This is a genomic window from Streptomyces cyslabdanicus (assembly GCF_052663305.1).
This window is the reverse complement of the sequence record NZ_JBQRUW010000003.1, coordinates 51,984-77,820: the sequence shown is the minus strand read 5'-3', so window position 1 is coordinate 77,820 and position 25,837 is coordinate 51,984. Positions and strand designations below refer to the sequence as shown.

25 protein-coding genes and 1 other RNA gene are annotated in these 25,837 nt (G+C 70.4%); 4 read left to right on the top strand and 22 right to left on the bottom strand.

What is annotated here, in order from left to right; translation table 11 throughout:
* Positions 1-132: 132 nt before the first annotated feature.
* The 14 genes from ACTYVM_RS02525 to ACTYVM_RS02460 all read right to left on the bottom strand — a co-directional run bounded on the left by ACTYVM_RS02525 (position 133) and on the right by ACTYVM_RS02460 (position 16,317).
* Positions 133-2,454, bottom strand: coding sequence for a HelD family protein (locus tag ACTYVM_RS02525; RefSeq protein ID WP_445524307.1), 2,322 nt, complete (start codon positions 2,452-2,454; stop codon positions 133-135).
* Positions 2,455-2,518: 64 nt separating this feature from the next.
* Entirely contained in the window at positions 2,519-3,283 is a 765-nt protein-coding gene (locus ACTYVM_RS02520; RefSeq protein ID WP_445524306.1) for an anti-sigma factor family protein, read from the bottom strand.
* A gap of 50 nt (positions 3,284-3,333) precedes the next feature.
* Positions 3,334-3,855 carry a sigma-70 family RNA polymerase sigma factor gene (locus ACTYVM_RS02515; protein ID WP_400034058.1) on the bottom strand — a complete coding sequence of 174 codons (522 nt, stop codon included), beginning with the start codon at positions 3,853-3,855 and terminating at the stop codon, positions 3,334-3,336.
* Between the two features lie 343 nt (positions 3,856-4,198).
* Entirely contained in the window at positions 4,199-4,792 is a 594-nt protein-coding gene (locus ACTYVM_RS02510) for a CGNR zinc finger domain-containing protein (protein WP_445524305.1), read from the bottom strand.
* 149 nt (positions 4,793-4,941) lie between these two features.
* Positions 4,942-5,730, bottom strand: coding sequence for a hypothetical protein (locus ACTYVM_RS02505; protein WP_445524304.1), 789 nt, complete (start codon positions 5,728-5,730; stop codon positions 4,942-4,944).
* A gap of 31 nt (positions 5,731-5,761) precedes the next feature.
* Positions 5,762-6,790 carry a hypothetical protein gene (locus ACTYVM_RS02500; RefSeq protein ID WP_445524303.1) on the bottom strand — a complete coding sequence of 343 codons (1,029 nt, stop codon included), beginning with the start codon at positions 6,788-6,790 and terminating at the stop codon, positions 5,762-5,764.
* On the bottom strand, positions 6,778-7,524 hold the full coding sequence (locus ACTYVM_RS02495) for a hypothetical protein (protein ID WP_445524302.1): 747 nt from the start codon (positions 7,522-7,524) through the stop codon (positions 6,778-6,780). The genes ACTYVM_RS02500 and ACTYVM_RS02495 overlap by 13 nt, the downstream gene beginning before the upstream one ends.
* A 108-nt stretch (positions 7,525-7,632) precedes the next feature.
* Entirely contained in the window at positions 7,633-8,535 is a 903-nt protein-coding gene (locus ACTYVM_RS02490) for a MauE/DoxX family redox-associated membrane protein (protein ID WP_445524301.1), read from the bottom strand.
* 34 nt (positions 8,536-8,569) lie between these two features.
* The gene (locus tag ACTYVM_RS02485) at positions 8,570-9,190 is read right to left on the bottom strand and encodes a cell wall protein (protein WP_400034046.1); all 621 of its coding nucleotides are present in this window, start codon (positions 9,188-9,190) and stop codon (positions 8,570-8,572) included.
* Between the two features lie 13 nt (positions 9,191-9,203).
* On the bottom strand, positions 9,204-9,407 hold the full coding sequence (locus ACTYVM_RS02480; RefSeq protein ID WP_445524300.1) for an RlpA-like double-psi beta-barrel domain-containing protein: 204 nt from the start codon (positions 9,405-9,407) through the stop codon (positions 9,204-9,206).
* 565 nt (positions 9,408-9,972) lie between these two features.
* Positions 9,973-11,241 (bottom strand): acyltransferase family protein, encoded by a 1,269-nt coding sequence (locus tag ACTYVM_RS02475; RefSeq protein ID WP_445524479.1) that lies wholly within the window; start codon positions 11,239-11,241, stop codon positions 9,973-9,975.
* A gap of 335 nt (positions 11,242-11,576) precedes the next feature.
* Entirely contained in the window at positions 11,577-13,805 is a 2,229-nt protein-coding gene (locus ACTYVM_RS02470; protein ID WP_445524299.1) for a bifunctional polysaccharide deacetylase/glycosyltransferase family 2 protein, read from the bottom strand.
* A complete protein-coding gene (locus ACTYVM_RS02465; protein WP_445524298.1) occupies positions 13,805-14,899 on the bottom strand; it encodes a hypothetical protein in 1,095 nt (364 codons plus the stop codon). Before ACTYVM_RS02465 ends, ACTYVM_RS02470 begins: the two co-directional genes overlap by 1 nt.
* A gap of 413 nt (positions 14,900-15,312) precedes the next feature.
* On the bottom strand, positions 15,313-16,317 hold the full coding sequence (locus ACTYVM_RS02460; protein ID WP_445524478.1) for a LysR family transcriptional regulator: 1,005 nt from the start codon (positions 16,315-16,317) through the stop codon (positions 15,313-15,315).
* 77 nt (positions 16,318-16,394) lie between these two features.
* Here ACTYVM_RS02460 and ACTYVM_RS02455 point away from each other — a divergent pair, with 77 nt between their 5' ends.
* The 3 genes from ACTYVM_RS02455 (at position 16,395) to ACTYVM_RS02445 (ending at position 18,651) form a co-directional block, all read left to right on the top strand.
* Positions 16,395-17,657: an MFS transporter gene (locus ACTYVM_RS02455; protein ID WP_445524297.1), complete on the top strand. Its 1,263-nt coding sequence runs from the start codon at positions 16,395-16,397 to the stop codon at positions 17,655-17,657.
* 247 nt (positions 17,658-17,904) lie between these two features.
* Positions 17,905-18,186, top strand: a complete 282-nt coding sequence (locus ACTYVM_RS02450; protein ID WP_445524296.1) for a hypothetical protein — start codon at positions 17,905-17,907, stop codon at positions 18,184-18,186.
* A 177-nt stretch (positions 18,187-18,363) separates the two neighbouring features.
* On the top strand, positions 18,364-18,651 hold the full coding sequence (locus ACTYVM_RS02445) for an ATP-binding protein (RefSeq protein ID WP_445524295.1): 288 nt from the start codon (positions 18,364-18,366) through the stop codon (positions 18,649-18,651).
* Here ACTYVM_RS02445 and ACTYVM_RS02440 read toward each other — a convergent pair.
* From ACTYVM_RS02440 to ftsE, 6 genes are all read right to left on the bottom strand, one after another.
* Positions 18,573-18,908, bottom strand: a complete 336-nt coding sequence (locus ACTYVM_RS02440) for a hypothetical protein (RefSeq protein WP_445524294.1) — start codon at positions 18,906-18,908, stop codon at positions 18,573-18,575. The genes ACTYVM_RS02445 and ACTYVM_RS02440 overlap by 79 nt on opposite strands.
* Positions 18,909-19,086: 178 nt before the next feature.
* Positions 19,087-19,486: a transfer-messenger RNA gene (ssrA, locus tag ACTYVM_RS02435) on the bottom strand.
* A gap of 135 nt (positions 19,487-19,621) precedes the next feature.
* Entirely contained in the window at positions 19,622-20,101 is a 480-nt protein-coding gene (smpB, locus tag ACTYVM_RS02430; protein ID WP_445524293.1) for an SsrA-binding protein SmpB, read from the bottom strand.
* 57 nt (positions 20,102-20,158) lie between these two features.
* A complete protein-coding gene (locus tag ACTYVM_RS02425; protein WP_445524292.1) occupies positions 20,159-21,331 on the bottom strand; it encodes a S41 family peptidase in 1,173 nt (390 codons plus the stop codon).
* Between the two features lie 68 nt (positions 21,332-21,399).
* Entirely contained in the window at positions 21,400-22,317 is a 918-nt protein-coding gene (gene ftsX / locus ACTYVM_RS02420; protein ID WP_445524291.1) for a permease-like cell division protein FtsX, read from the bottom strand.
* A gap of 33 nt (positions 22,318-22,350) precedes the next feature.
* Positions 22,351-23,040, bottom strand: coding sequence for a cell division ATP-binding protein FtsE (gene ftsE, locus ACTYVM_RS02415; RefSeq protein ID WP_225078664.1), 690 nt, complete (start codon positions 23,038-23,040; stop codon positions 22,351-22,353).
* Positions 23,041-23,292: 252 nt separating this feature from the next.
* Between ftsE and ACTYVM_RS02410 the strand changes: the two genes are divergently transcribed.
* Positions 23,293-23,484 carry a hypothetical protein gene (locus tag ACTYVM_RS02410; RefSeq protein WP_445524290.1) on the top strand — a complete coding sequence of 64 codons (192 nt, stop codon included), beginning with the start codon at positions 23,293-23,295 and terminating at the stop codon, positions 23,482-23,484.
* A gap of 130 nt (positions 23,485-23,614) precedes the next feature.
* On the opposite strand, the gene ACTYVM_RS02405 is transcribed toward ACTYVM_RS02410, so the two are convergent.
* Together ACTYVM_RS02405 and prfB are read right to left on the bottom strand one after the other, a co-directional pair.
* Positions 23,615-24,391 (bottom strand): LPXTG cell wall anchor domain-containing protein, encoded by a 777-nt coding sequence (locus tag ACTYVM_RS02405; RefSeq protein ID WP_445524289.1) that lies wholly within the window; start codon positions 24,389-24,391, stop codon positions 23,615-23,617.
* Positions 24,392-24,710: 319 nt separating this feature from the next.
* Entirely contained in the window at positions 24,711-25,823 is a 1,113-nt protein-coding gene (gene prfB / locus ACTYVM_RS02400; protein WP_445524288.1) for a peptide chain release factor 2, read from the bottom strand.
* Positions 25,824-25,837 lie beyond the last annotated feature (14 nt).

The window sequence follows — 25,837 nt, the reverse complement described above, 5'->3', positions numbered from 1 at the left end:
GCTCGCCTCGCGGCAAGTGGTCGCTCGTAGCGACAAAGGTTGGGCCCGGGGGCTTGGATCGGGCCGGTGCCGTGTCCAGGCTAACAAACGGATGGCTTGTGGCCATTCCCGTCGCAGCGGTTACCCCCGGATTCAGTCCCTCAGCAGATCCGGCACGCCGGCCCCGTCCGGCTCGTCCCGCTCGCCGGAGACCACCGTGAGCTGCTGGGTGGCCCTGGTCAGAGCGACGTACAGGACCCGCAGGCCGGCCGGGGACTCGTCCGCGATCTCCGCGGGCGAGACGACGATCGTCGCGTCGTACTCCAGGCCTTTGGCCTCCAGGCTGCCGAGAGCCACCACACGGTCGCCGAGCCCGCCCAGCCAGCGCCGGGCCTCCTCGCGCCGGTTCATGGCGACGACCACGCCGACCGTGCCGTCCACCAGGTCCAGCAGCCGTTCGGCCTCCGCCCGCACGGTCTTCTCCACGGAGCCCCGGACGACGGCGAAGCGCGGCTCGACCCCGGTGGAGCGCACGGCCCTCGGCGCGGTGGAGCCGGGCATGGCCAGGGCGAGGACCCTGGAGGACAGCTCGGCGATCTCCGCCGGGTTGCGGTAGTTCACGGTCAGCTCGAAGCGGCGGCGCGGCCGGGTGCCCAGGGCCTCGTCGCGGGCCTCGGCCGCCTCGTCCGGGTCGGACCAGGAGGACTGTGCGGGGTCGCCGACGACCGTCCAGGTGGCATGCCGGCCGCGGCGGCCGACCATCCGCCACTGCATGGGCGTGAGGTCCTGCGCCTCGTCCACGATGACGTGCGCGTACTCGGTGCGCTCCTGCGCCAGTCGCTCCGCCCGCTCCCGCTGCGACTCCTCGCGCACCGGCATCAGCTCCTCGAGGCCGGTGAGCTGGTCCAGCGGATCCAGTTCGCGCTTGCGGCGCGGACGGGCCGGGGTGCCGAGGATCGCCTGGAGCTCGTCGAGCAGGGCGACGTCGTGCACCGAGTGGCCGCCGCGCCGCAGCGAGCGGGCCACCCGGCGCACCTCCCCCGGGTTGAGGATCCGGCGCGCCCAGCGGCCCAGCCGCCGCTCGTCGGCCATCGCGGTGAGCACCGCGGACGGGGTCAGCTCGGGCCACCAGGCGTCGAGGAAGGCCACGAAGGAGTCCTCGCCGGTGACGTCCTCGTCGAAGGAGGAGCGCAGCTCGGCGGCGAGTTCCGGGTCGGTGTGCCGGCCGGCGGCGCCCGACTTCTCCCACAGGGCGTCCAGGAGCAGCTTGCGGGCGCGCGGGCGCAGCAGGTTGACCGGCGCGGTGCCGCCGAGGGCGGTGCGCCGGACGTGGCCGAGCTCCTCGGCCTCCAGTTCCAGCCGGCGGCCGAAGGCGACGACCCGCAGCCGGTCCGGTGCGCCGTTCTGTTCCAGCGCGCCCCGTGCGGCCTTGCGCAGCACCTTCAGCATCCGGTACGAGCCCTTGGCCCGCGCCACCGCCGGAGCGTCGTACAGCGTGGCCTCGGTGCCGTCGACGAGCGAGCCGATCGCCCGGATGGCGACCTGGCCCTCCTCGCCGAGCGAGGGCAGCACGCCCTCGGTGTAGGCCACGAGCAGCGGTGTCGGGGAGACGATCAGGATGCCGCCCGCGTAGCGGCGCCGGTCCTGGTAGAGCAGGTAGGCCGCCCGGTGCAGCGCGACCGCCGTCTTCCCCGTCCCCGGGCCGCCCTCGACGTACGTCACCGAGGCGGCGGGGGCACGGATGACCAGGTCCTGCTCGGCCTGGATGGAGGAGACGATGTCCCGCATGGTGTGGCTGCGGGCCCGGCCGAGCGCGGCCATCAGCGCGCCGTCGCCGATCGCGGGCAGCTCGTGGCCGTCGAGGAAGGCCTTCAGCTCCGGGCGCATCAGGTCGTCCTCGACCCCGAGCACGCGCCGCCCCTTGGAGCGGATGACCCGCCGGCGTACGACGCGGCCGGGGTCGACCGGGGTGGAGCGGTAGAACGGGGCCGCGGCCGGTGCCCGCCAGTCGATGACCAGCGGGGCGTAGTCCTCGTCGAGGACGCCGATGCGGCCGATGTGCAGGGTCTCGGCGATGTCCGCCGTGCCGTCCCCGCGGACCGCGCCCTCGGCCGGCTCGACCGCGGTGTACGCGCCGTCCGGGCCCCTCCTGCCGTCCTTGCCGAGCAGCAGGTCGATCCGGCCGAAGAGGAAGTCCTCGAACTCGTTGTTCAGCCGGTTGAGGTGGACGCCCGCCCGGAAGACCTGCGCGTCCCGCTCGGCCAGCGCGCCGGGTGTGCCCACCTGGCCGCGCTGGGCGGCGTCGCGCATGAGGAACTCGGCCTCGTGGATCTTCTCCTCGAGGCGGCGGTACACCCGGTCCAGGTGCTGCTGTTCCACACCGATCTCACGGTCCCGTACGGAGTCGTGCGCCTCTTCGTGCGCTGCGCCGTGGACCGATCCGACCGCGGAATCCTGTTGAGCCTGTGCGGCCACCGGGCCCCCTTCTGACGTGCTGGGCAGCCGTCAACCGTACGCGAAGGGGGCCCGCTCACGGAAGCTACGCGGGCACCTCGACGAGTCGCCGGCCGTCGAAGGTCATCACTTCGAAGTGGTCGATCTGGTTCGGCTCCAGGGCCGCGCCGCCGCGGACGTAGAGGGGGTTCTTCGCCTCTTCCGTCTTCGCGTTCGGGACGCCGTAGCCCCACTTGGGGACGGACCAGGACGTGACCGTCTCGCGCTCGCCGTTCTTGCCGACGGCGACGAGCGAGCACTTCTGCGGGCCGGTGACGTTGTTCAGCTCGAGAACGGCGTTCGTGCCCCAGTCCTTCTTCTCGACGGCGACCGTCGCGGTGACCTTCGTCGTCGGGTCCGTCGCCGTGACCTTGTCGGGCATCGACTCGAAGGCGGACCGCGCGGGGCTCACGGCCACCGTGGTGTTGTTGTCACCGCCGTCCGAGCCGCTCACCGCGAACACGGTCAGCGGGCTGCCGATGATCAGCGCTGCCGCCGCCGCGACCAGGTAGAAGCCGCGCCGGCGCTTCTGGGCGCGGCGTTCGGCGACCTCGTCGACGAGTTTCTCCACCAGGCGCGGGCCGGGCTTGGCCGACAGGGACTCGCCGACCACCTCGGGTGTGCCGGAGCCCGGCAGGTCCGCGAGCGCGGCCAGCATCGGCTCCATCCCGGCCAGCTCGTCGAGCTGCTGGGCGCACCACTCGCAGCCGGCGAGGTGCGTCTCGAAAGCGGTTGCCTCGGCGTCGTCGAGAATCCCGAGGGCGTAGGCGCCGACGGTCTCGTGCTCGTTCGGAGCCGGGGTTCCCTGCATGGCCCCAGACATACCCGCACCACCCGTTCCGAATCCCCCGTACCTGCTCATCACGCCGTCACCCCCCGCTCCTCCAGCGCCAGCTTCATCGACCGCAGGGCGTAGAACACCCGTGAGCGGACGGTGCCGCTGGGTATGCCGAGCGTCTCGGCCGCCTCGTTGACGGTACGCCCTTTGAAGTACGTCTCGACGAGCACCTCCCGGTGAGCCGGGGTCAGGTCGTCGAGCGCGTCCGACAGCGTCATCAGCCACAGCGCCTTGTCGATCTCGTCCTCCGCGGGGATGACCTCCAGCGGCGACGGATCGACCTCCTGCGGCCGGGCCTGCCGGCTGCGGTGGTTGTCGATGACGATGCGTCGGGCGACCGTCACCAGCCAGGGGCGTACCGAACCGGTCGCTCGATTGAGCTGGCCGGCGTTCTTCCAGGCACGGATGAGCGTCTCCTGCACCACGTCCTCGGCGCGCTGCCGGTCTCCGGCCACCAGCCGCAGGACATACGCGAGGAGAGGTCCGGCGTGCTCGCGATAGAGCGCACGCATCAACTCCTCATCAGGTTCCGAGGACTGGGACATGCGATGTCGGGCCCTCGATCCACGTTCATTGGCCACGGCCGCATCCTTGCGCACGCCCACCTCCGGTGTCCGGGGCTTCCCCCCAGTCGGTCGCTCGCCGACGGGTACGGACGCCGGGCACGCCGTGTTCAAACCCGGCCGACGGATTTCCGTGGGGTGATGTGACGAGGGAGGACATGGGCGCACATTCCCCCCGCGCGGCCTTCACATTTCCGACACAGACGCGACGGCGCGTGCGCTGCCCGCTCCGGGCGAAGACCAAACGGGGTGTTACGGAAATCACTTCGCCACCGGACCCACACAACCGGCAAATGGGACACGGGAGTTACCGCCCCCACCCCCTCTACGCCCCTGAGTGGGCGGTGCGGCGGCGATGGCGGGCCACCCGTTCGCGGTTCCCGCAGACCTCACTGGAACACCAGCGCCTCCTGCGCCCGCGAGACGTGTCCAGGTACACGATCGGGCAGTTGTCGCCCTCGCACTGGCGCAGGCCCGCCCGGGCCACCGGGTCGGTGAGCAGCTCCACGGCGTCCCGGGCGATGGCCGCGAGCAGGGCGGCGCACTCGGGCCGCCCCGCCAACTCCCGTACGAGGGCTCCGTCCTCGCCCCGTACGGCGCGGGGTGCGGGCGGCGCGGTGCGAGCGACGTCGTTGACGCGGGCGAGCGCGGGATCGTACGCCCGGGGCTCGATGGCGAGATACCCACGAACCAACTTCCCCACGTTTCCCCGTAGTTCCCGAAAACCGGCGAGCCAGGAGGCGTCCGCGTGCGCCAGCGGGGAGCCGGGCGGCACCAGCCCCGAGCCGATGATCCACGCGCGCAGGGGCGCGACGGCGTCCAGCCGTTCCTCGGGGTGGGTGGTGGAGAGGAGATCCAGGCAGACCCGCCCGGCGTCGAACCTCAGCTCGTACGGGGCCGTGGCCGCAGCCAGTGCCATGTGCCTGTCACCGCCTAGGCTCACCCCGGCCGGCAGGCCTCGCCGGGGCATCGTCGGAGGCCGGAAAACCGCTTCCCTCCCACAGTGCCCGGCTACCGGCCGGACCGGTAGCCCCCGGGCGGTCCGCCTCCGGTGTCGGCCGGGGCGCCCTACTGGGGGTGGTACGGACCCGGCGGCTGCGGCGGGGTGTACGGCCCCGGCTGGGGATACGCCTGCGGGTGAGGCGCCTGGGGGGCGGCGTACGGACCGGTCGAGTACGGCTGACCGTAGGGCCCGTTGTTGTACGCCCCGTTGTTGTACGGCCCATGACCGTACGGCCCCGCCTGCGCCGCCTGCCCCGGAACCTGCGCGCCTGAGGGCAGATACCGGACCCGTCCGTCCTCCTGCGTCACCGGCACGAACCCCGCGGCACCGAGCCGTGCCGCGAACTTGGCGTGGCGCTTGCGCGTGACGAGGACTCCGATGCCGAGAAGCACCATCGCCCCGGCCCACACACTCGCGGCGACGAGGAAGGCGGACGCGTCGGCACCGAGCCGCACCGCGAGGATGACGCACCCGACGGTCAGCCCCAGAGCTGCAAACACCATGCGCTTCTCGGCGCTCTTGTCGGTGAGGTCGAAGTTGATGCGCGCCTTGAGGAGTTCCAGCGCGTCCGGTACGAGCGGCGGCAGCGACACCCCGTCCCAGGCGTTCGGATACTGCGCCCAGTTCTGCGCGGCCCGCGCCTGGGCCTGCGGACCGGGGTCGGGCACGAGCAGCAGCGTGAGCACGTTGTTCCGTCCCCCGGAAAGGCGCGCGTCCGCGTACTCGTACCCGAACTGCTGGGCCACGAAGGCGAGTTTCGCGGCCTTCTTCACTGATCCCATGGGAATGGTCAGCTCGACGGGCTGCCCCTGCCGCACCAGTTCCAGCATCTTCCGAACCTGCTGCTTACTCACCGCGCCCCCTTTTTCGTCTCTTCACCGTTGCTCAGCGGTTGACGGCCTGGATCTCCTGGACCGTGACTTCCTGGGTGTCGCCGAATGTGCCCTCGGGCAGATCGCCGCCCGCACCGCCGGTGCCCGTCCAGTGGATCTTCCAGGTGATGGTGGCCCTCAACCGGTAGGAACCGTCGCCCGACGACCGCAGGTACCTGACCCCGCAGGGCGGCGTCCGGTCGGCCTTCCCCTTGGCGTACGCCTCCCCGATACGGCCACCGTTGATCGCGCAGACCCCCGAGGCGGGGTAGGTCTCGGCGTCCGCCGTGCCGGGGTCGATCCTCAACGAGACCGGCTCTGCGGTCGTCGTCGCGGACATGTTCAGCACCGGAACCGAAGCCGTCACGGACACGGGCCTGAACCGCGCCCCGTCCAGCCACGCCCAGGTCGGCAGATTCACCTTGGTCGCCCCCGCGGGCGCGAGGGTCACCTCGGTACCGGGGACCCGGATCTCGTTGTAGGCGAGTTCGGCGAGGATCTGGGGGGTGACGGCGTTTTCGATGTTCGCGGGTGGAGCAGCGCCCCGATCAACCCAGAAGATCGGCCCATCGCACTTGTCCCACCCCGGCGGGAAGTCCCTGTTGACGTACGAGTCCCACCAGTAGCCCTTGCCGGCCTTGTCCTTGTTGAAGTCCTTGTACGGGTGTCCGTCGACGTACCGGTCACGCTGCTGGGCGTCCCACTCAGGCCCGGTGGACTCGGCCTCCCAGATCGGCTCCAGGTACTTCTGCAGTTGCCCCGGCGTGTACTTGGGGGCATACCAGCAGGCGGGCGGGGTCCAGGAGGTAACCGGAGCGACCGGTCCCACGGAGCTGCCGCTGCCGTTCTTGGACCGATCGAAGACAATGCCACCGGCCGTCGCGGAGATCGTGTCACCGTCGGCTCCGCCCGATGCGGTGTCGCTCCCGCCATTGGTGCTGCCGCCGTGGCCATAGCCCGCCCATGCCTGTGTCGGGCAGAGCAAGACCGCGGCTGCGGCAGAGACGGCCGCTGCGCGTCGCAGGTTACTCAGGGCTGGCATACGGAACTCCCCCGCTGCGACATCAGCTTCTCCGTGATCCAGATGCCTTGCTTGTTGACCCGCAGTCGGCTGCTGTAGAGGACGTAGTTGTCCTTCGACTGCGGGGTCACCTCCGTCTTTCCGGTTTTCAGGCTCTTGTTGTACGCCTTGTTCTGGTCTTCGCAGTAGACGAGGCTCGCCGTTCCGTCTTCGTTGACCTGGACCTTTGCGTCGTAGTACCGCTTGGCACCAGTGATCCGGTCCTTGTAGTCCACGAACTCCTGGATGAACTTCTGGCTTCCTGCCGCTGCCTCGCCCTCCGAGTAGAAGCGATACCCCATATCGAGCGGCTTCTGATCAGCGATCGCCATGTCCACAGCCTTGATGAACTGCTGACTGTCGTAGAGGACAGCGTCCTTGGCCTTGTCCCCCGTCTTGGGCCATTCGAAGGTGTAGGTGAGATCCGACGGCAGCTTGATCTCCGGTCGACCCTCCGTCGTCGCGGACGGAGTCGGGGAGGCCGGCGTCTCCGTTCCGGTGTCCGCGCCCGCGATCTTGTCGTTGGCTTTCGAGCCGCCGGCGTCGCTCCCGCCGCAACCGGCGAGGAGCAGTGCGGTCGCCGTACCGGCGACGGCTGTGGTGAGCAGGCGGGTTGGACGGCGGGTCACAGCAGGCTCCTGGTGGGGCAGGTGGGTTGGGCGAAACAGCCGACACGCTATCGAGACCACCCACGCCCACACCAGCGCGATGCGCATCCGCCACGTCCGCGCATGAGACGTACGCGAACGGAGCCCGCGCCTCCGCTCACAGCTCACCGCCCCTGCGAGGGAGGCAGGGGCGGTGAGCCGGGCGGAGCCGGTTCGTCAGCCGAGTGTGGGCAGGGCCCTGCGTGGTGGGATCGCGTTCAGCAGGTCCGATGCCAGCGATTCCCCGGTGTCCGCGTCGACGAAGCTGACGCGGACCACGGGGTCGCCGGCGGTGTCGCGGCTGGCGGTGGCGTCCAGGGCGAAGACCACGGACACCGGCCGCGCGTTCTCCCGTGTCCCGTACACACCGGAGAACAGGAGGATCCGCCAGCCGTCCTCCTCCCAGTGGTCCAGCAGACCCGACCGGACCACCGGGAAGGCGGTCTGCCAGGCGAGGGAGTTCTCCAGCAGCTCGACGCTGGCGGCGACCGGCACCCGGTCGCCGGCCTCGGTGCCGAAGAGCGGATGCCCGAAGACACGCAGCCTCAGCCGGCGCAGCGGCAGCAGCCACCACCGGTCGAGATCGACCGACAGCGCCACCAGGACGGCCGCGGCCACGGCCAGGAACACGAGCGAGCCGCCGGGCCGTCCGGTGAGCGTGGACCACCAGGCGCCGTGCGCCACCGCCGCCGTCGCACCGCCCGCGAGCACCAGTGCGGCGCGCGCGAACGCGCGCCAGGTGATCGGGGTGTCCTCGTTGGCCGTGCAGCCGCAGGAGGACTCCGGTGCCAGCGCCCGGCCGTAGCCGAGATAGCCGAGGAACCCGGCCCCGAGGACGGCGGTGGCCGCGCCCGGCACCGGGTGCGCCGGTACGGCCAGCAGGCCCGCGGCGAGCAGGAGTTCCACGGCGCCGGTGCCGCGCAGCACCAGCGCCGCCCGCTCGCTGCTGCGCAGCATCCGGGCCAGCGCCGTCCTCGGTGCCTGGCGCACGGTGTCCCGGTCGAAGAGCTTGACCGAGCCGGTCCACCCCAGCAGACCCGCGAGGACCAGCGGTACGAGGCCCGTTGTCAGTGAGAGCATCCTTGTCTCCCCTTCTCCTCCTCGGATCCGGCCGTCAGTGCCCGACGGAGATGCGGACGACGTCCACCGCGTTGTCGGACGGCCGCCAGGCCCCGAGCACCTGGGCGCTCTGCCCGATGCGCAGCCGGGACAGGTCCGGGGTGAGCGCGCGGCCCGCGTAGGAGGCGTTCGTCGTGTCCCGGTGGAGGTGGCCGACGATCTCGTGCTGCCCGTGGGAGAAGTGCAGCCGGTCCTTCGCGATGCCGCGGATCGTGGTGTCGATGTTCACGATGTTCACCCACACCGCGTCGGCGGCGACGGTGCCGTCCGGCATCGGTACGCCCCGCGCGTACAGCCCGTCCCCGATCTCGATGTCGCGGGCGGTCGTCGGGCGGACCTTCCAGACGCTGGTGACGTTGGTCATCTGGACCCGGGAGTGGTCGCCGTAGGATCCCGCGACCTCCAGGACACTGCCGGTGATGCCGGTGATCCGGCCCTCCACGAAGGCCGACTTGGGGATCGCCGGGTCGAGCGACGGCTCGGCGGCGAAGGCCGCGTCGGCGTCGAAGCCGCCGAGGGCGGACGCCCCGACGATGGTGGCGCCGCTGAGCGCGGCCGTGGTGAGGAAGCGCCGACGGCCCAGACCGCCGTTGTCGTTCTTCTGTCGATACGTCATGCCGGAGTCCTCCTCACTCGTAGATGTAGACCGGCAGCATGCCGGAGCTGAGGTTGCCGATCGCCGAGAAGGCGGCCGGGGTCAGGTCCAGGACGCGGTTGGTGCGGCAGGCGCCGTTGCAGCAGGTGGCCTCGCCGCACCAGGACTTGGTGCGCGGTCCGCAGTCGGTGATCGTGATGCAGACGGTGGCGCCGGAGCACTGGTGCTTGACGTTCATCACCGAACCGCAGCCGCGTCTGGGGATGTTCTCGCCGCACAGGTCGGGCCGGGTGATGTCCCAGCACGCCTGTGACGCGTTGGGCCAGGCGCCGTGATGCGCGCTGGACTGGCAGTTGCCGCAGGCGCCGCCGCCCGCGCTACCGCACGGACCCCAGGAGGATCCGCAACAGAACCAGCTCGTTTCACCGGCCCATAGGCTGGTCGATCCGCAAGCCATCGTGCCGTCTCCCTTTGTCGCTGAATGACGCGCGTGAGTGAGCGTGCATGCGTCTTGACGAGTGCATGACAATTTCAGGGCGAGGGTTGTGCGCACAGAGCATCCCCATGATGCGCCCGTCTACGCGCGTTGGCCAGAGCCCCGCAGCACTCCGACTCCACGGTCTGCGAAGAGACTTCGTTCCCGGGTTCCCGACTCCCCGGCGGCGACCCCGGTCCGCGCGGCCCGAACGCCCGGCCGGGGGCACCGACGCGAAGGCCCCGCGCCCGAAGGGACGCGGGGCACCCCGCCTCAGTGGACCCGCCTCAGCGGCGGCCCGCCTCACCGCCCCAGTGGGCGGCCCGGCTCAGCGGGCTCTCGCCGCCTGCTTCTTCTTCGCCCCGTTCGGCCACAGCCGGGGCTTGCGCTTCGCCGCCAGGTCCTCGATCCAGCCGACGGAGAGTACGGCCAGGCCTATCAGCGGCCAGATGAGCACGAACTGCCAGAAGAGCTCCGTCGAGTCCAGCCACGAGGAGGCCGCGTCGCTCTCCATGAAGGGCAGGTTGTAGACCTGGTCGAGTATCGGCACCGTCGCCATGATCAGCAGGTTGTGCCAGAGGTAGATCGTCACCGCTCGGTTGTTGGAGAGGGTGATGAGCTTGTCCCACTTGGCCAGCCGGCCCGGCAGCGTCTGCCACGACGGGGAGTACTGCAACAGGATCACCACGATGCCGAACGACCAGGTCGCCTGCGCGAGCGGGATGTCGTTCAGGTCCCAGCCGTCGGGGCCGAGATGGCCGGACGCCCACCACAGCCCGAACGCCATCACCGCGGCCGCGCCGGACACCGCCGCATAGCGCGGGATCTTCTTCAGCATGCCGTTGTTGTGGGCGAAGCCGAGCACCCAGCAGCTGCCGTACACGGCGAAGTCCTGGACCGCGTTGCCGGTCTCGCCGGGGATGGTGACCAGGCCGGTGCCGACCACGGCGGTGAGCGCCAACGGGAACAGCAGGGTCGCCCACGGCACCCGGCGGAACGCCCACAGCAGCAGCGGGGACGCGAGCACGAACCACAGGTAGGCCCGCAGATACCACAGCGGACCCGCCGCCTGGTCCGCCCAGCTGCTCTCCAGCAGCCCGGACTCGGAGCCGATGCTCAAGGGGTAAGGCGGGGCGCCGATCGGCACCAGGTAGTTGAACACGCTGACCGGACCCCAGAAGGAGCCCCCGAGGTCCGGATCCCTCGCCGGACTCCAGCCCTGCACGAACAGGATGCCGAGCACCAACGCGCTGAACACCCACATCGGGGGCACCAGCCTGCGCACCCTGCTCTTGATCACGGACCACGCGGGCCGGCTGAGCGAGCGCGCCATGAGCGAGCCGGCCAGGGCGAACATCACGCCCATGGACGGGAAGACGACCGACAGCCAGGCCCAGCCGAAGAGGTGGTACACCACCACACGCACCAGCGCGATGGAGCGCAGCAGGTCCAGATAGCGGTCACGACCCGCGCCCGCCGGCTTCTTCGCCGGGCCGGCCGCGTCCGCGCCACCGGTGGCGTCGACCGTGCCGACCGCACCGGCGGTGCCCGCCGGGACCGCGCCGTTCGCCGCGTCCGCCGCCTTCTGCGCGGGCATCCTCACGTCACTCGCGCCGTCGTACGGCCACCCGGCGGTGGTGTCGACCGGATGCCCGCCCGCGGAACCGGCCGGGAATCCGCCGACGGTACCTGCCGGGTACGGGTACCCGCCCGCAGAACCGGAACCGGCCGGGAATCCGCCCGCGGTACCTGCCGGGTACCCGCCCGCGGAACCGGCCGCCGTCGCCCCCGTCGCGTCCCCGTACGGCCAGTTCCCCGGGGCCTGCGCCGAGCCGGCGGGTGCCGAGGAGCCGTAAACGGGGTCCGGGCCCGGAGGCCTCCCCGGTACGCCCGGCGGCGGTGTGCCGTCCGCCGAGCCGTACTCGTGTGCCGTCATCCGACGGGCCTCCGTTCACTGCCGCTGTCCGCGGCCCGCTGTTGCGGTATCGAACCCGGCGCCTCCACCACGCCGGTGCGCCGCAGCTTCTGCCAGCGCAGCCGACCGCCGGTGAGCGCCGTCATCCAGGACCGGAGCAGGACGACGTACATCAGTTGCCGATAGAGGATCTGCTGGAGCGGCAGCGAGATGAGGTGGTTCATCTTCTCGCGGTCCAGCCGGAAGGCGTACGCGGCGCAGATCGCCTGCACCGCCAGCACGCCGAGCCAGGCGCCGACGGTCTTCTGCGTGGGTCCGAACAGCAGCCCGTACAGCAGGAAGACGTCGATCAGCGGGGCCAGCAGCGGAGCCACCACCATGAACAGGGAGACGAACGGCAGTCCGACGCGGCCGAAGCGGCCGGAGGGTCCCCGTTCCACGACGGCCCTGCGGTGCTTCCAGATCGCCTGCATGGTGCCGTACGACCAGCGGTAGCGCTGGGACCACAGCTGCTGTACGGACTCCGGGGCCTCGGTCCAGGCGCGGGCGTTCTCCGCGTAGACCACCCGCCAGCCGTCGCGGTGCAGGGCCATGGTGACGTCGGTGTCCTCGGCGAGCGTGTCCTCGCTCATGCCGCCGACCCGCTCCAGCGCGGTGCGCCGGAAGGCGCCCACGGCTCCGGGGATGGTCGGCATACAGCCGAGCATGTCGTACATCCGGCGGTCGAGGTTGAAGCCCATCACGTACTCGATGTGCTGCCAGGCCCCGATGAGCGAGTCCTTGTTGCCGACCTTGGCGTTGCCGGCGACCGCGCCGACCTTCGGGTCGGCGAAGGGCTGCACCAGTTCGCGGATGGTGGACGGCTCGAACACGGTGTCGCCGTCCATCATCACGATGATGTCGTACCGGGCGTTGGCCAGGCCGCGGTTGAGCGCTGCCGGCTTGCCCGCGTTGAGCTGGCGGATGACACGCACGCCCGGCAGGTTCAGGTTCTCGACGATGCGCGCGGTGCCGTCGCTGGAGCCGTCGTCGATGACGAGCACCTCGATCGGGTGGTCGCTCGCGACGAGGGAACGCACCGTGTTCTCGATGCACTTGGCCTCGTTGTACGCCGGGACGAGCACCGTCACCGGCTCGGTGATCGGCGCGTCGGGGCCCCAGCGGAAGTTCTTCTTGCGCACCCGGCGGGCGTGCGCCCCGGAGAGCAGCAGCATCAGGCCGAAGCGGACGAGGACGAGGGTGCCGATGACGGCGAGGCCGACGACCAGCCCGCCGGTGATGTTGTCCGAGGCCTGGACCAGGAAGATCCAGGCCCGGCCCTTCCACAGTTCGGAGCCGGTGACCGGGGTGTGCGCGCTGGGTGCGCCGAGGGCCTCGGTGAGGTTCTGGAACTTGTAGCCCTTGGCCTGGAGGTCGGGCAGGAACCTGTCGAGCGCCTCGACGGTCTGGTGCCGGTCACCGCCGGAGTCGTGCATCAGGACGATGGCGCCGTCGCCGTGCCTCGGGGTGGCCCTGCGGATGATCTCGTCGACACCCGGCTTCTTCCAGTCCTCACTGTCGGTGTTGTTGAGGACGGTGAGGTAGCCGCGGGAGCCGATGTACTTGGTGACCGGCCAGGACGCGTTGTCCATCGCGTCGGCGAAGGACGAGTACGGCGGCCGGAACAGCGACGTGCGGATGCCGGCGGCGCCCTCCAGGGCCATCTGGTTCTGGGACAGCTGCCAGTCGATGCCGCTGGGCGACTTGTAGGACAGGTCGGGGTGGTTGAAGGTGTGCAGCCCGATCTCGTGTCCCTCGGCCACGATGCGCTTGACCAGGTCCGGGTACTGCGAGGCCATGGTCCCGGTGATGAAGAACACCGCGTGCGCGTTGTGCTTCTTGAGCACGTCGAGCACCTTGGGGGTCCACGTGGGGTCGGGACCGTCGTCGAAGGTGAGGACGAGCCGGTGCCTGGGCACGCTGAGGCTGGAGATCTTGTCGCCGCGGGTGTCGATGACCGGGCCGCCCTCGATGATCTCCTCGGGCACCTTGTCGTAGGAGACCTCGGGCCTGACCCGGTAGTCGGCGAGGATCTCGCTGTGCACGTAGCCGCGCAGCATCAGCATCGCGGTCATGGCGAGCAGCAGCATGACGGGGAGCACCCAGCGCATGGGCAGCCGGCGGCGTCTCAGATTGACGTGTGCCGGGGCACGCTGGGATCTCCCGTCGCCTCCGGTGGAGCGGCGACGGTTGGAACGGGAGGCCATCAGAGGACGTTCTCCGGGGAGTTGTCGGATGCGGCGCCGGGCTGGTCGGCGGCCAGGTCGGTGGTGGCGACGGGGTCCGCCTTGGGGGCTCCCCCGGCGTTGGTGGGATTGTCGGGCGAGGGCGGGTCCGTGTCCTGGCCGGGGTCGGTCGAGCCCGGATCGGTCGACGACGGGCCCGGGTCCGGGGACGAGCCACCGCCCCCGGTGGCAGGAGGCGTGGAGCTGCCCGGGGTGTCCTTCTTCGTGCTGGACGCGGAGGGCTGGGGCTTGGTCGACGCGGCGGGCGCGCTGCCGGGCGCGGCCGGGGCTCCCGGTCCGACGGTGGATCCCGCGGGCGGGTTGACACCGGCGCTCGGGTCGACGATGGCGGAGGGGTCGACGGAGGCGTCGGGCAGGCCGCTGGCGTCCGGGGACGGGCTGGTGGCGTCCGACTGCTGCGGGGACTCCTTGACCTTGCTCGACGGCTGTTCGTCGGAGCCCGGGGCCGGGAGCGGCACCCACGGGGCGGCCGCGTTCCCGGACAGCAGGGTGACGACGATGACGACCGCGTAGACCGCGCAGGCGAGGCCGATGGCGATGCCGAGCCGGCGGAAGCGGCGGCTGCGGCGGCCGGACTCGTCGACGAAGACGGGCCGGTCGGCCTCCTTGGCGACGGGTCCGGCCGAGCCGAGGGTGCCGCCCGGCCGCAGGCTCACGGCGTCGAGCTGCACGGTCACCTCGTGCGGGTCGTGGTTCTCCCACGGGTCCTCGACCTGGACCCGCAGGGGCCCGGTGCCCGCGGGGCCGCCGCCGGCCGGGTCGATCGGGTCCGTGTCCGCGCCCGCCGACGTCCCGGGTACCGAGGCATTCGGCGTTCCGGGCAGTACCTGGGTCTCCGCGGCGAGCGCGGGTCCTGGCAGCATCTGCGTCTCGGCGGCGGCCGAGCCGGGCGGCATCCGGGTGTCCGCGGCGGCCGGGTCGGCCGTCGTCCAGGGGTCCGCCACCGGACCCGGCCCGGGCAGCATCTGCGTCTCCGCCGCGGCGTCCGGGTCGGTGAAGTGGCCGTTGTCGAACCAGGACCCGGCCGCCGGCCTCTGGTCCAGGCCCTCGCCCACTTCCCGCGGGTGCCCTTGCGCACCGTCCGGACCGGTCTTCGGCCAGGCCGCCGTCGGTCCGGCGCTGTCCGACCACGCGTCCCGGCCACCGGTCTGAGGTGCCGCTCCGGCGGGACGGCCCGATTCCGGTTCCGTACCCAAGGAGTCAGCGGGTATGAGTGACTCACTCGGGTCCGCGGCCCTCTCGCGGCCGCCTCCGGACAGCGGTCCGGAGCCGCTCGGTTGGGCGTGATTTGGCCATTTGTCGACGCGCACGTACTTCCCCCCCAGGGGCATGACTTCCAGGTGGGCTACGAATCCGGGCCTATGTACTGTCGGCGGGCAAGGACCCCCACCCGGCCCGAGCGCCCCCTTACCACAGTGCACCCGGGCCCCTGAATGTATCGCATGTGGCCATGCCATGGAGATGGGACTCAAATGTGTGCACCCATCACCACCTCGTCCATGGCCGGAATCCATTCCTCCACCGGTCTGCACAACCACCCCTCCTCGCGTGCCAGTTCGGCGGCGGAACGCCTGAGCGCCTCCAATCCCGGATGAATCAGACCTTTCCGCCACACCAGCGAAACCGGCGACAGGGGCACGGGGTCGACAAGAGGCCGCAGAACCGTCTGGGGCATCGCCGGAAAGTCGACCACGGCGAGGATCGGGTTCCGGTGCTTGGCCATGATCCGCCGGAATTCGGCCACGCCGATCGCGAGCGGAGCGGGCGATGCGACGCGGATGCCGCGTCCCTCGAACAGGTCACGGGCGAGGTCCGTCCACTCCAGCGTGCGCGGATTGCCCGCGCCCGCGTACACGCTCTCCCCCGCCAGCGCGTCGAGGGGCACCTGCTCCAGGTGCGCGAGCCGGTGCCCCTCGGGCAGGATGACGGCCATCCGCTCGTACCGCACGGGCTGGTGCAGCAGTCCCTGCCGGACCACGGGGTCGAGCCCGGCGAACCGTCCGAACGACGCGTCGAGCCGCCCCGCCAGGATCTCGGCGGCGGCACCGGTCAGGCCGCTCTCGAAACGGGTCATCAGTTCCAGGTGCGGGACGCGGGAACGGGCGCGGTCCAGCACCCGCTCCCCGAACAGGCCCGGGCTGTTGACGTCGACGAGCAGCGGCCGCTCCGAGCCGCCCCGGCCGAAGGCGTCGAGCAGCGCGCGCTGCGCCTGGAGCACCCGGCGGGCGTACGGCAGCAGCCGGGTGCCCTCGGCGGTCAGCGCGACCTGCCGGGTGGTCCGTACGAACAACACGGCGCCCAGCTCCCGCTCCAGCCGCCGGATGTCCCGGCTGAGGGCCTGCTGAGCGACGTACAGCCGGGCGGCGGCGCGGGTGAAGTGCAGTTCCTCGGCGACGGCGACGAAGGCACGCAGCAGGCGGGGGGCGATGTCCTCGACGGAGAGGGACGGTCCGGGTTCGGCGGGCACCGGCAGAACTTACAACGCGGATGCGTCAATCGCATCCGATCAGGTGTTGGACCGCGGGTCGGACGGCGGGTGACGGTAAGCGCATGCCGCCTTCACCGTCTCTCGCAGCACCGGCCCGGAACCCGTACCGCCGGCTGTTCACCCACCCCGGCACCGTCGCCTTCACCCTGGGCAACCTCGTCGCCCGACTGCCCGTGGGCATGTTCAGCGTGAGCGCGGTCATCATGATCGCCGGCTCCCGGGGGTCGTACGCCCTCGCCGGTGCGGTCACCGCCACCGGCCTCGCGGCGACGGCCGTCGTGGCCCCCTGGATCGCCCGGCTCGTCGACCGCCACGGACAGGCGCGGGTCGCCGTGCCCGCGACGACGTTCGCCCTGCTCGGCGGTCTTGCCCTGCTGCTGTGCGTGCACTACGACCCCCCGGACTGGACCCTGTTCGCCGCCTACGCCGCCACCGCCACGACCCCCAACATCGGCGGGATGTCCCGGGCGCGCTGGGCCCACCTCTTCCGGAGCGATCCGGAGGCCCGGCACACCGCGAACTCCTTCGAACAGGCCGCGGACGAGCTGTGCTTCATGCTGGGCCCGGTGCTGGCCGCGCTTCTGTGCGGGTCCCTCTTCCCGGAGGCGGGCACCCTGACCGGCGGGATCCTGCTGCTGACGGGCATGCTGCTGTTCACGGCCCAGCGGGCCACCGAACCGCCGCCGAGCCGCTCCGGGAGGACGGCGCCCCCGCTGCGTGCCCCCGGTATGCCGGCGCTGCTGCTCTCCCTCGTCGCCACAGGCGCGGTCTTCGGGTCGATGGAGGTCGTCACCATCGCCTTCGCGGACGCCCAGGGTCACCGGTCGGCCGCGGGTGCCGTGCTCGCCCTCCAGGCGGCGGGATCGTGCGCGGCGGGTCTGCTGTACGGAGCGGTGAAGCCGTCCGGTCCCGATGAGCGCCGTCTTCTGTGGTGTCTGGTCGCGATGGCGGCACTGATGACGCTGCCCCTGCTCGCGGCGGGCATCACCGGGTCACTGGTCGCACTGGCCGCCGCCCTGCTGCTCGCGGGGATGGCCACCGCGCCCACGATGGTCACCACGATGACCGTGGTGCAGCACCGCACTCCCGAGGGGCGCCTCAACGAAGGCATGACCCTCGCGGTGACCGGCCTGCTCGGCGGCATCGCCTGCGGCAGCGCGACCGGCGGCTGGGCCGCGGAGCACCTCTCCCCGACCACCGGGTTCATCATGCCGGCCGCCGCCGCGGGCCTCGCCCTGCTCATCACCCTCTGCCACCGGGCACTCACCCCGACTCGCCATGACGGGGACCACCACTCCCCCACGGCCACCGCCGAGACGGCCTGAAGTGGCGAACTCCGGGCCGCACATCTCCGCGCCGCCGTTCACGATGCGCCCGATACGTACGGATTGCGCCGTCGACGGTACCGTCGTCCGCCCCCACCAGTACCGTAGGCAGCAGGGAGCACACCCCGAAGGAGCCTCGCGTGACCATCCAGCCTGATCACGGACACGAGCTGATTTCTCGGCCGGAGCGGACCCCCGAGGCCGTCCGTATCGCGCTCGCCCGTGTCGCCCCCACCGGCTCGGCGACATGGAGCGGCACAAGGAACAGGCTGTCGCAGCCGCCATCGCGGACGGAAAAATCGGCCACCTCCAGCACTGGCTCACCTACTGGCACGCCCAGGTCGAGATCGAACGGCGTCCCGATCTCTCCGCCCGCTATCGCGCCGCGCTCACCGCGGTGCACTGCACGAACAGCAAAGACGACCCCGACTTCCGGTCCGGCATGAACGACTTGTCCACCGTCGAGGCGGAGGCTCGGCAGGCGGTGTTCGAGAGGCTTCTTCAACTATCTGATCGTCCCCCGGCATGAACGGCTCCACATCATGCAGGTGACCTTCCTCTGACGCCTGCGCAGGCAGCGACGATCGCCCTGCTGATCTCGTCGGCCAGCGGGCGCTCAGCGGGCCGTGTACCCGAGGAAACCTGACCAGGCGTCGACATCCACCGCGAAGCACGGAACCTCGACGCCGAGTTTGGAATCACGAACGTGGACGAGATCCGGGCGCGCCGCGTACTGAGTGACGGGGGCCGCCTGCGCGTCTCGGTCGCGGACGCCGAGGACACGCTGCCCACGGTCCGGGAGGCGTCACCGGAGGAGGAGTCGGGCCGGAGCCTCGCCCTCGTGGAGGCACTGGCGGACGACTGGGGCGCCGAGCCCCGCCCCGGCGGCATCGGCAAGACGGTGTGGTTCGAGCTTCACTCGGAGGCGAAGGAGAAGCTGTGCCAGGGCCCGGTGGCCTTGACGGCCTGGTCGGAGTTTCCGATGTCCAGGTAGTTGCTCTGTCCGCCCGGCGGCACGGTGCAGTCCTGTGTGGTGTACAGGACGAGGTTGCTCTGCGTCTGGTTGTCGACGTTGGTCACGCCCTCGGGGAAACGGTGGCATCCGTCGATCGGCGGGTTGGTGACGGTCTCCACGACCCGGGCACCGTTGCGGCCCACGACGTGACCGGACGCCGTGTCCTGGCACGCGGTGAGCGCGATGCCGAGCAACGCGATCCCGATGAGCGCGACCTGCGACCGTGAAGGGGGCATCGAGCCTCCTGAGGTACGAAGAGGCGAGGGACGTCGTCCTTCCTTCACTATCCGCCAGATCGGACGGACCCGCCCGGCGAACCGTGCGCGGCGGCCGGGGCACGACGAGAAAAGCCCCGCCGCTCGAAAGCGACGGGGCCTTGCCCACATGGGTGAAGGAGGCTCGGGAGCCTCCCGATCGTGGAGATGGCGGGAATCGAACCCGCGTCCAACGGTGCGGAATCAGGGCTTCTCCGTGTGCAGTCCGCTTCGATTTTCTCAGCCCCGGAGATCACGCGGACAAGTCTCCGACGGGCTCAGTCACTGTTTGGTTTCCCTCTTCACCCCGTGACCGGGATCAAGGTTTAGTCCCCTAGCTGATGCCAGGATCCGGGTCGGGAACAGCCCCGGGCTGACACTCCCTTTAGTAGGAGGCTCGCTCTGCTACCTGAGATCAGGCAGCGAGGGCGAAGGCCTGCTGGGAGGAATCGCGCTTGGTGTTGGCGATTATTTTTTCGGCCTGTGGTTTACGAGATCATGGCCGCTTCCTCGACACGCTTCCCCTGCTTCGACAGCCGCTGTCGAAACCGATCATCCCCATGTTGCTGTATTTAATTAAAAACCAGCTCAAGAACCCCTCCGAGGAGGGATGCACCTGCCTCGCGGTGCTGGTGTCATCGTACGTGACCAACGCGGGTCCGTGCCAGCGTATTCCCCGCGTCCCGGACCCGCCGCTACGCCCGCTGCCTGCGCCGCGCCGCCGCCACCGCGCGGTCCGTCTCGCGGCGGTCCTGCTTCTCGCGGAGCGTCTGCCGCTTGTCGTACTCCTTCTTGCCCTTCGCCAGCGCGATCTCGACCTTGGCCCGGCCGTCCTTGAAGTACAGCGCGAGGGGCACGATCGTGTGACCCGTCTCCTGGGACTTCGACTCCAGCTTGTCGATCTCCTCGCGGTGCAGCAGCAGCTTCCGCTTGCGGCGGGCGCTGTGGTTGGTCCAGGTGCCCTGGCTGTACTCGGGCACGTGCACGTTGTGCAGCCACGCCTCGTGCCCGTCGAGCTGCACGAACCCGTCGACCAGCGACGCCCGCCCCTGACGCAGCGACTTCACCTCGGTCCCCATCAGCACCAGACCGGCCTCGTAGGTGTCGATGACGAGGTAGTCGTGCCGCGCCTTCTTGTTCTGCGCGATCAGCTTGCGCCCTTTTTCCTTAGCCATAGTGCGGTCCATTTTCGCACTACGGAGGCGGTGTGTGGGAAGCGCATTAAACCGGCCTCAGGTCGAGTCGCCCAGACCGGTCAGAACCGTCTGCGCGCGCCGCAGCGCGTCCGGCCCGGCGTCCAGGTCCGGGGTGATGCCGTGGCCGTCCACGGCGTGCCCGCCGGGGGTGCGGTAGTGCCCGACCGTGAGCTCGGCGACCGCGCCGTCCGGCAGCAGGCTCGGCATCTGCACCGAACCCTTGCCGAAGGTGCGGGAGCCCACGACCACCGCGCGGCCGCGGTCCTGGAGGGCGCCGGTGAGCAGTTCGGCCGCGCTCATCGTGCCGCCGTCGACGAGCACGACCAGGGGCCGGGTGGTGTCGCCGCCGGAGCCGGCATGCAGGGCGCGCTGGTCGCCGTCGACGTCGTAGGTGGCGACCAGGCCGCCGTCGAGGAAGACGGAGGCGGTGGTGACGGCCTCGGCGACCAGACCGCCGGAGTTGCCGCGCAGGTCGAGGACCATCCCACCGGCGGCCGGGGACCGGCGTACGGCGGTGCGGACCTCCTCGCCCACGCCCTTCGAGAACGCCGCGATCCTGACGACGGTCACACCGTCCGCCGACCGCTGTACCGTGACCGGGTCCGTCGACAGGCGGGCCCGGCGCAGCGACTGCGTCCACACGCGCCGGCCGCGTTGCAGGCCCAGGGCGACGGTGGTGCCGGCGGGCGCGTCGTCGGCGTCGCCCCGCAGCAGCGCGACCACGTCGGTGACCGGCAGCCCGTCGGTCCGCTCGCCGTCGACGCTGCGCAGCCGGTCGCCCGGGCGGATACCGGCGGCCGCCGCGGGCGAGCCCGCCCGGACCTTCGCCACCTCGACCCGGCCGTCCCGCCGACGCCGCGCCGACAGTCCGACGCCGGTGTACTGGCCGTCCAGGGCCTCCTGGAACTCCTCGTACTCGCCCCGGGAGTAGACGGCGCCCCAGCGGTCACCGCTGCGGCTGACGGCGCGTTCGGCGGCCTGCAGGGGGGACTCGCCGTCGGCCACGGCCTCGGCCGCCGCCCGGGTCACTTCCTCGGACCGGCCCACCGGCTGCACCGAACGGGCCTCGTCCTCCTGGGACTTGAGGTCGTCGTGGCCGGGCAGGGAGCCCGTCGCGGCGCCCGCCACCAGCACGCTCGCGAAGACCAATGTCAGGGCAGCCCCGGCGCGACCGCGGCGGGGCTGACGAAACAGGTCACGGCCTGACATGGCGGTGAGTCTAGGACAACGCCCCGAGGTCGCACGGTTGCTCGACCGTACGACCTCTTTGGCGTGCGTCACACCTTCAGGTACTTGCGCAGCGCGAAGAACGCGGCCAACGCCGGCATCAGCACACTTGTCGCGAGGATGAGCGGCAGCTTCGTCAGCACCGCGTCCCAGCCGATGAAGCTGATCAGATTCAGTTTCTGCGACAGGGCGAGACCGTGGTCGATGATGAAGTACCGCGCGGTCACCAGGAATCCGCAGGCGACTCCGCCTCCGATCACGCCGGCGACCGCCGCCTCCATGATGAACGGCGCCTGGATGTAGAAGCCGGAGGCGCCCACCAGGCGCATGATCCCGGTCTCACGCCTGCGGCTGAACGCCGAGACGCGCACGGTGTTGACGATCAGCATCAGCGCGACGACCAGCATCAGCGACATCACCGCGCGCGCGGCCCAGTTCATGCCGTTCAGCAGCCCGAAGAGGTTGTCCAGGATGCCCTTCTGGTCCTGCACGGACTGCACCCCGTCACGCCCGTTGAAGGCGCTCGCGATGACCTTGTACTGCTCCGGGTTCTTCAGCTTGATCCGGTACGACTCCTGCATCTGGTCCGGCGTGATGGTGCTGGCCAGCGGCGTGTCGCCGAACTGCTCCTTGTAGTGCTTGTACGCCTCGTCCTGGGACTCGTAGGTGACCTTCTGCACCACCGACATCTTGTTCAGGTCGGCGGTGATCGTCTTCTTCTGGTCCTCGGTGACCGCGCCCTTGGCGCAGTTGGGGTCGCTCTGCGCGTTGCTCTTGTTGCAGAGGTAGATCGAGACGTTGACCTTGTCGTACCAGTAGCCCTTCATCTGATTGACCTGGTCGCTCATCAGGAGCGACCCGCCGAACAGGGCGAGCGACAAGGCGACGGAGACGATGACGGCGAAGGTCATCGTCAGGTTGCGACGAAGACCGACACCGATCTCCGACAGGACGAACTGGGCGCGCATGGCGTCTGGTCAAGCCTTTCCGTCGTGGACTGGTCAGTGCTGGTAGCCGTAGACGCCGCGCGCCTGGTCGCGGACGAGGCGGCCCTTCTCCAGCTCGATGACGCGCTTGCGCATCTGGTCCACGATGTTCTGGTCGTGGGTCGCCATCACCACGGTGGTGCCCGTCCGGTTGATGCGGTCGAGCAGCTTCATGATGCCGACGGAGGTCTGCGGGTCGAGGTTGCCGGTGGGCTCGTCGCAGATGAGCAGCTTGGGCCGGTTGACGAAGGCGCGCGCGATGGCGACGCGCTGCTGCTCACCACCGGACAGCTCGCCGGGCCTGCGGTCCTCCTTGCCACCGAGCCCGACGAGGTCGAGCACCTGCGGCACGGACTTGCGGATCTCGCCCTTGGACTTGCCGATGACCTCCTGGGCGAAGGCGACGTTCTCGGCGACCGTCTTGTTGGGCAGGAGGCGGAAGTCCTGGAAGACCGTGCCCAACTGGCGGCGGATCTGCGGGACCTTCCAGTTGGAGACGCGTGCGAGGTCCTTGCCCAGGACGTGCACCTGACCGTGGCTGCACCGCTCCTCGCGGAGGATCAGCCGCAGGAAGGTGGACTTTCCGGAGCCGGAGGAGCCCACAAGGAACACGAACTCGCCCTTCTCCACCTCCAGGGAGACATCCCTGAGGGCCGGATGGGTCTGCTTGGGGTAGACCTTGGAGACATTGTCGAATCGGATCACGGATGCACCACGGATCGCCGGGGGTAGATGAGCGTGACCATACGCGAACCGGGTAGGGGCGCGCAGTCGCCGGTTGGGTTTGCGTAGGGGTTGTGTGTTTTTGTACGGGGCATATTCTCGCGGAGTTGATACGGAACCCACGCTTGCGGAGCGACCCGCGCGCCGTTCAGGCGAACCTGGCATGGTGGGAAGGGAACGTTCGCGCGCGCGTGGGCGTTGACTGAGTAGAACCGGTGCAAGGAGGGCGAGCGCATGACGTACGACCGGCTGGTGTGCGCGAACTGTGCGGCGCCCGTGAGCGAGGGCCGGTGCCCCGTGTGCCGTGCGAACCGCGAGCGCCTTCAGCAGGAGAACTTCTTCGCGGGCCTGAACCCGCTGGCGCTGATCGCGCTGCTGGTGGTGCTGATCGGCGCGCTGGCGCTGCTGGCCCACCAGACGGTGTAGGGCGCCCCCGAGGACTACGCGGACGACACGCAGGGGGCCCGGAGCTTGCCGCTCCGGGCCCCCTGGTCATTCACTCACCCGTACGCCGCGCACTGGACGCCGCGTACCGTGCGTGTACCGGTCGCCACGCTCAGGCAGCGGCGCCGCCGCGGCCCTCCATCAGACGCGGCAGGAACCGGAAACCGATACCGCCGGCGATCATCGTGGCGGCGCCGATCAGCAGGAACGTGGTCTCCGCGGCACCGGTCTCGGCGAGCTCCTTGCCGTTGCCCTGCGCGGACGGGTTGCTGTCCGCGCCGGTCTCGGTCAGGGCCGAGGAGCCCTCCTCCTGCGGGACGGTGTTGTTGCCACCGTTGGGGGTGGTGCCACTGTTGCCACCGCCGTTGTTGCCGGCGTTGCCGCCACCGTTACCGCCGGTGTTGCCCGAGTGGTCGCCGCCGCCCGGGTTGCCCGAGTTGCCGCCGCCCGGGTTGCCCGGAGTGCTGCCGCCGCCACCGGGGTTGCCCGGGGTGCTGCCACCGTCGCCCGGGTCGCCCGGGGTGCTGCCACCGTCGCCCGGGTCGCCCGGAGTGCTGCCACCGTCACCGGGGTCGCCCGGAGTGCTGCCACCGTCACCGGGGTCGCCGTTGTCGTCTCCGCCACCGGGGTTGCCCGGGTCGGGGCAGTCCGGGCCGGCACCGATGTCGCAGGGGTCGCCGTTGTCGTCGCCGCCCTCGTCGCCGCCCTGGTTACCGTTGTCATCGTCGCCGGCCAGCGACACGTTCGCCTTGATGCCGGTGCCGCCGATGCCGGCGTTGACACCGAGGTCGAGGGCCGAGGCCGCGCCCGCGGCGGTCAGCGAGGCGCCGGCTGCGATCACGGCGCCGGCCGCGATACGCGCGACACGAACCCGCGTCTTCTTCGTCATATGGTTGCTACCCCCAGTAGCTGAATCGTCTTCGAGCGGCGCGTGGGGCCGTGATCAACGGGGGTCGTTGGCGCAGTTGCAGATCCCCCCGGTTCACATGCGCCCCAGAAATGCGCATGCCACGTTTTACCCTTCCCGCTTTTCAGGGGACCGTCAAGGTCGTTGCGGGCGTGATGTCCAACTGTGCCTTGTTTGCACATGGTTGGAGTCTGTGAGTGTGACGTAAAACCCGGACATCGCCCAACAGAAAAGGCAACTACCGCTGCAGGAGCGGTAGTTGCCTTGTCGACAAAGAGTCGGCTGCTGGTTTCCCGGGCTGCTACTTGCCCTGGTCCTGCTGCTTGCGCCAGCGAATACCGGCCTCCAGGAACCCGTCGATCTCACCGTTGAACACGGCCTCGGGGTTGCCGACCTCGTGCTCGGTGCGCAGGTCCTTGACCATCTGGTACGGGTGCAGGACGTAGGAACGCATCTGGTTGCCCCAGGAGTTGCCGCCGTCGCCCTTGAGGGCGTCCATCTTGGCCTGCTCCTCCTGGCGGCGCCGCTCGAGCAGCTTGGCCTGGAGGACGTTCATGGCCGTGGCCTTGTTCTGGATCTGCGAGCGCTCGTTCTGGCAGGAGACGACGATGCCGGTGGGGATGTGGGTGATGCGCACCGCGGAGTCGGTGGTGTTCACGCCCTGGCCGCCGGGTCCGGAGGACCGGTAGACGTCGATACGCAGTTCGGACTCGTCGATGTCGACGTGGTCGGACTGCTCGACGACGGGCAGGATCTCGACACCGGCGAAGGAGGTCTGGCGGCGCCCCTGGTTGTCGAAGGGGGAGATGCGCACCAGGCGGTGGGTGCCCTGCTCGACGGAGAGGGTGCCGTAGGCGTAGGGGACCTGCACGGCGAAGGTGGTCGACTTGATGCCGGCCTCTTCGGCGTACGACGTCTCGTAGATCTCGGTCTTGTAGCCGTGCTGCTCGGCCCAGCGCAGGTACATGCGCTGAAGCCGCTCGGCGAAGTCGGCGGCGTCGACGCCGCCGGCCTCGGCCCGGATGTTCACGAGCGCCTCGCGGGAGTCGTACTCCCCGGAGAGCAGCGTCCGGACCTCCATCTCGTCCAGCGCCTTCTTGACGTCGGCCAGCTCGGCCTCGGCCTCGGCGCGGGTGTCCGGGTCGTCCTCGGCCTCGGCGAGCTCGAAGAGCACGTCGAGATCGTCGATCCTGCCGCGCAGGGCCTCCGCCTTCCTGACCTCCGCCTGGAGGTGGGAGAGGCGGCTGGTGATCTTCTGCGCCTCGTCCGGGTTGTCCCACAGCGAGGGCGCGGCCGCCTGCTCCTCGAGCACGGCGATGTCTGCCCTCAACTTGTCGAGGTCCAGAACGGCCTCGATCGACTCCATGGTCGAGGAGAGGGACTTCAGCTCTTCGGATACATCGACGACTGCCACGCAACCAGCGTAAC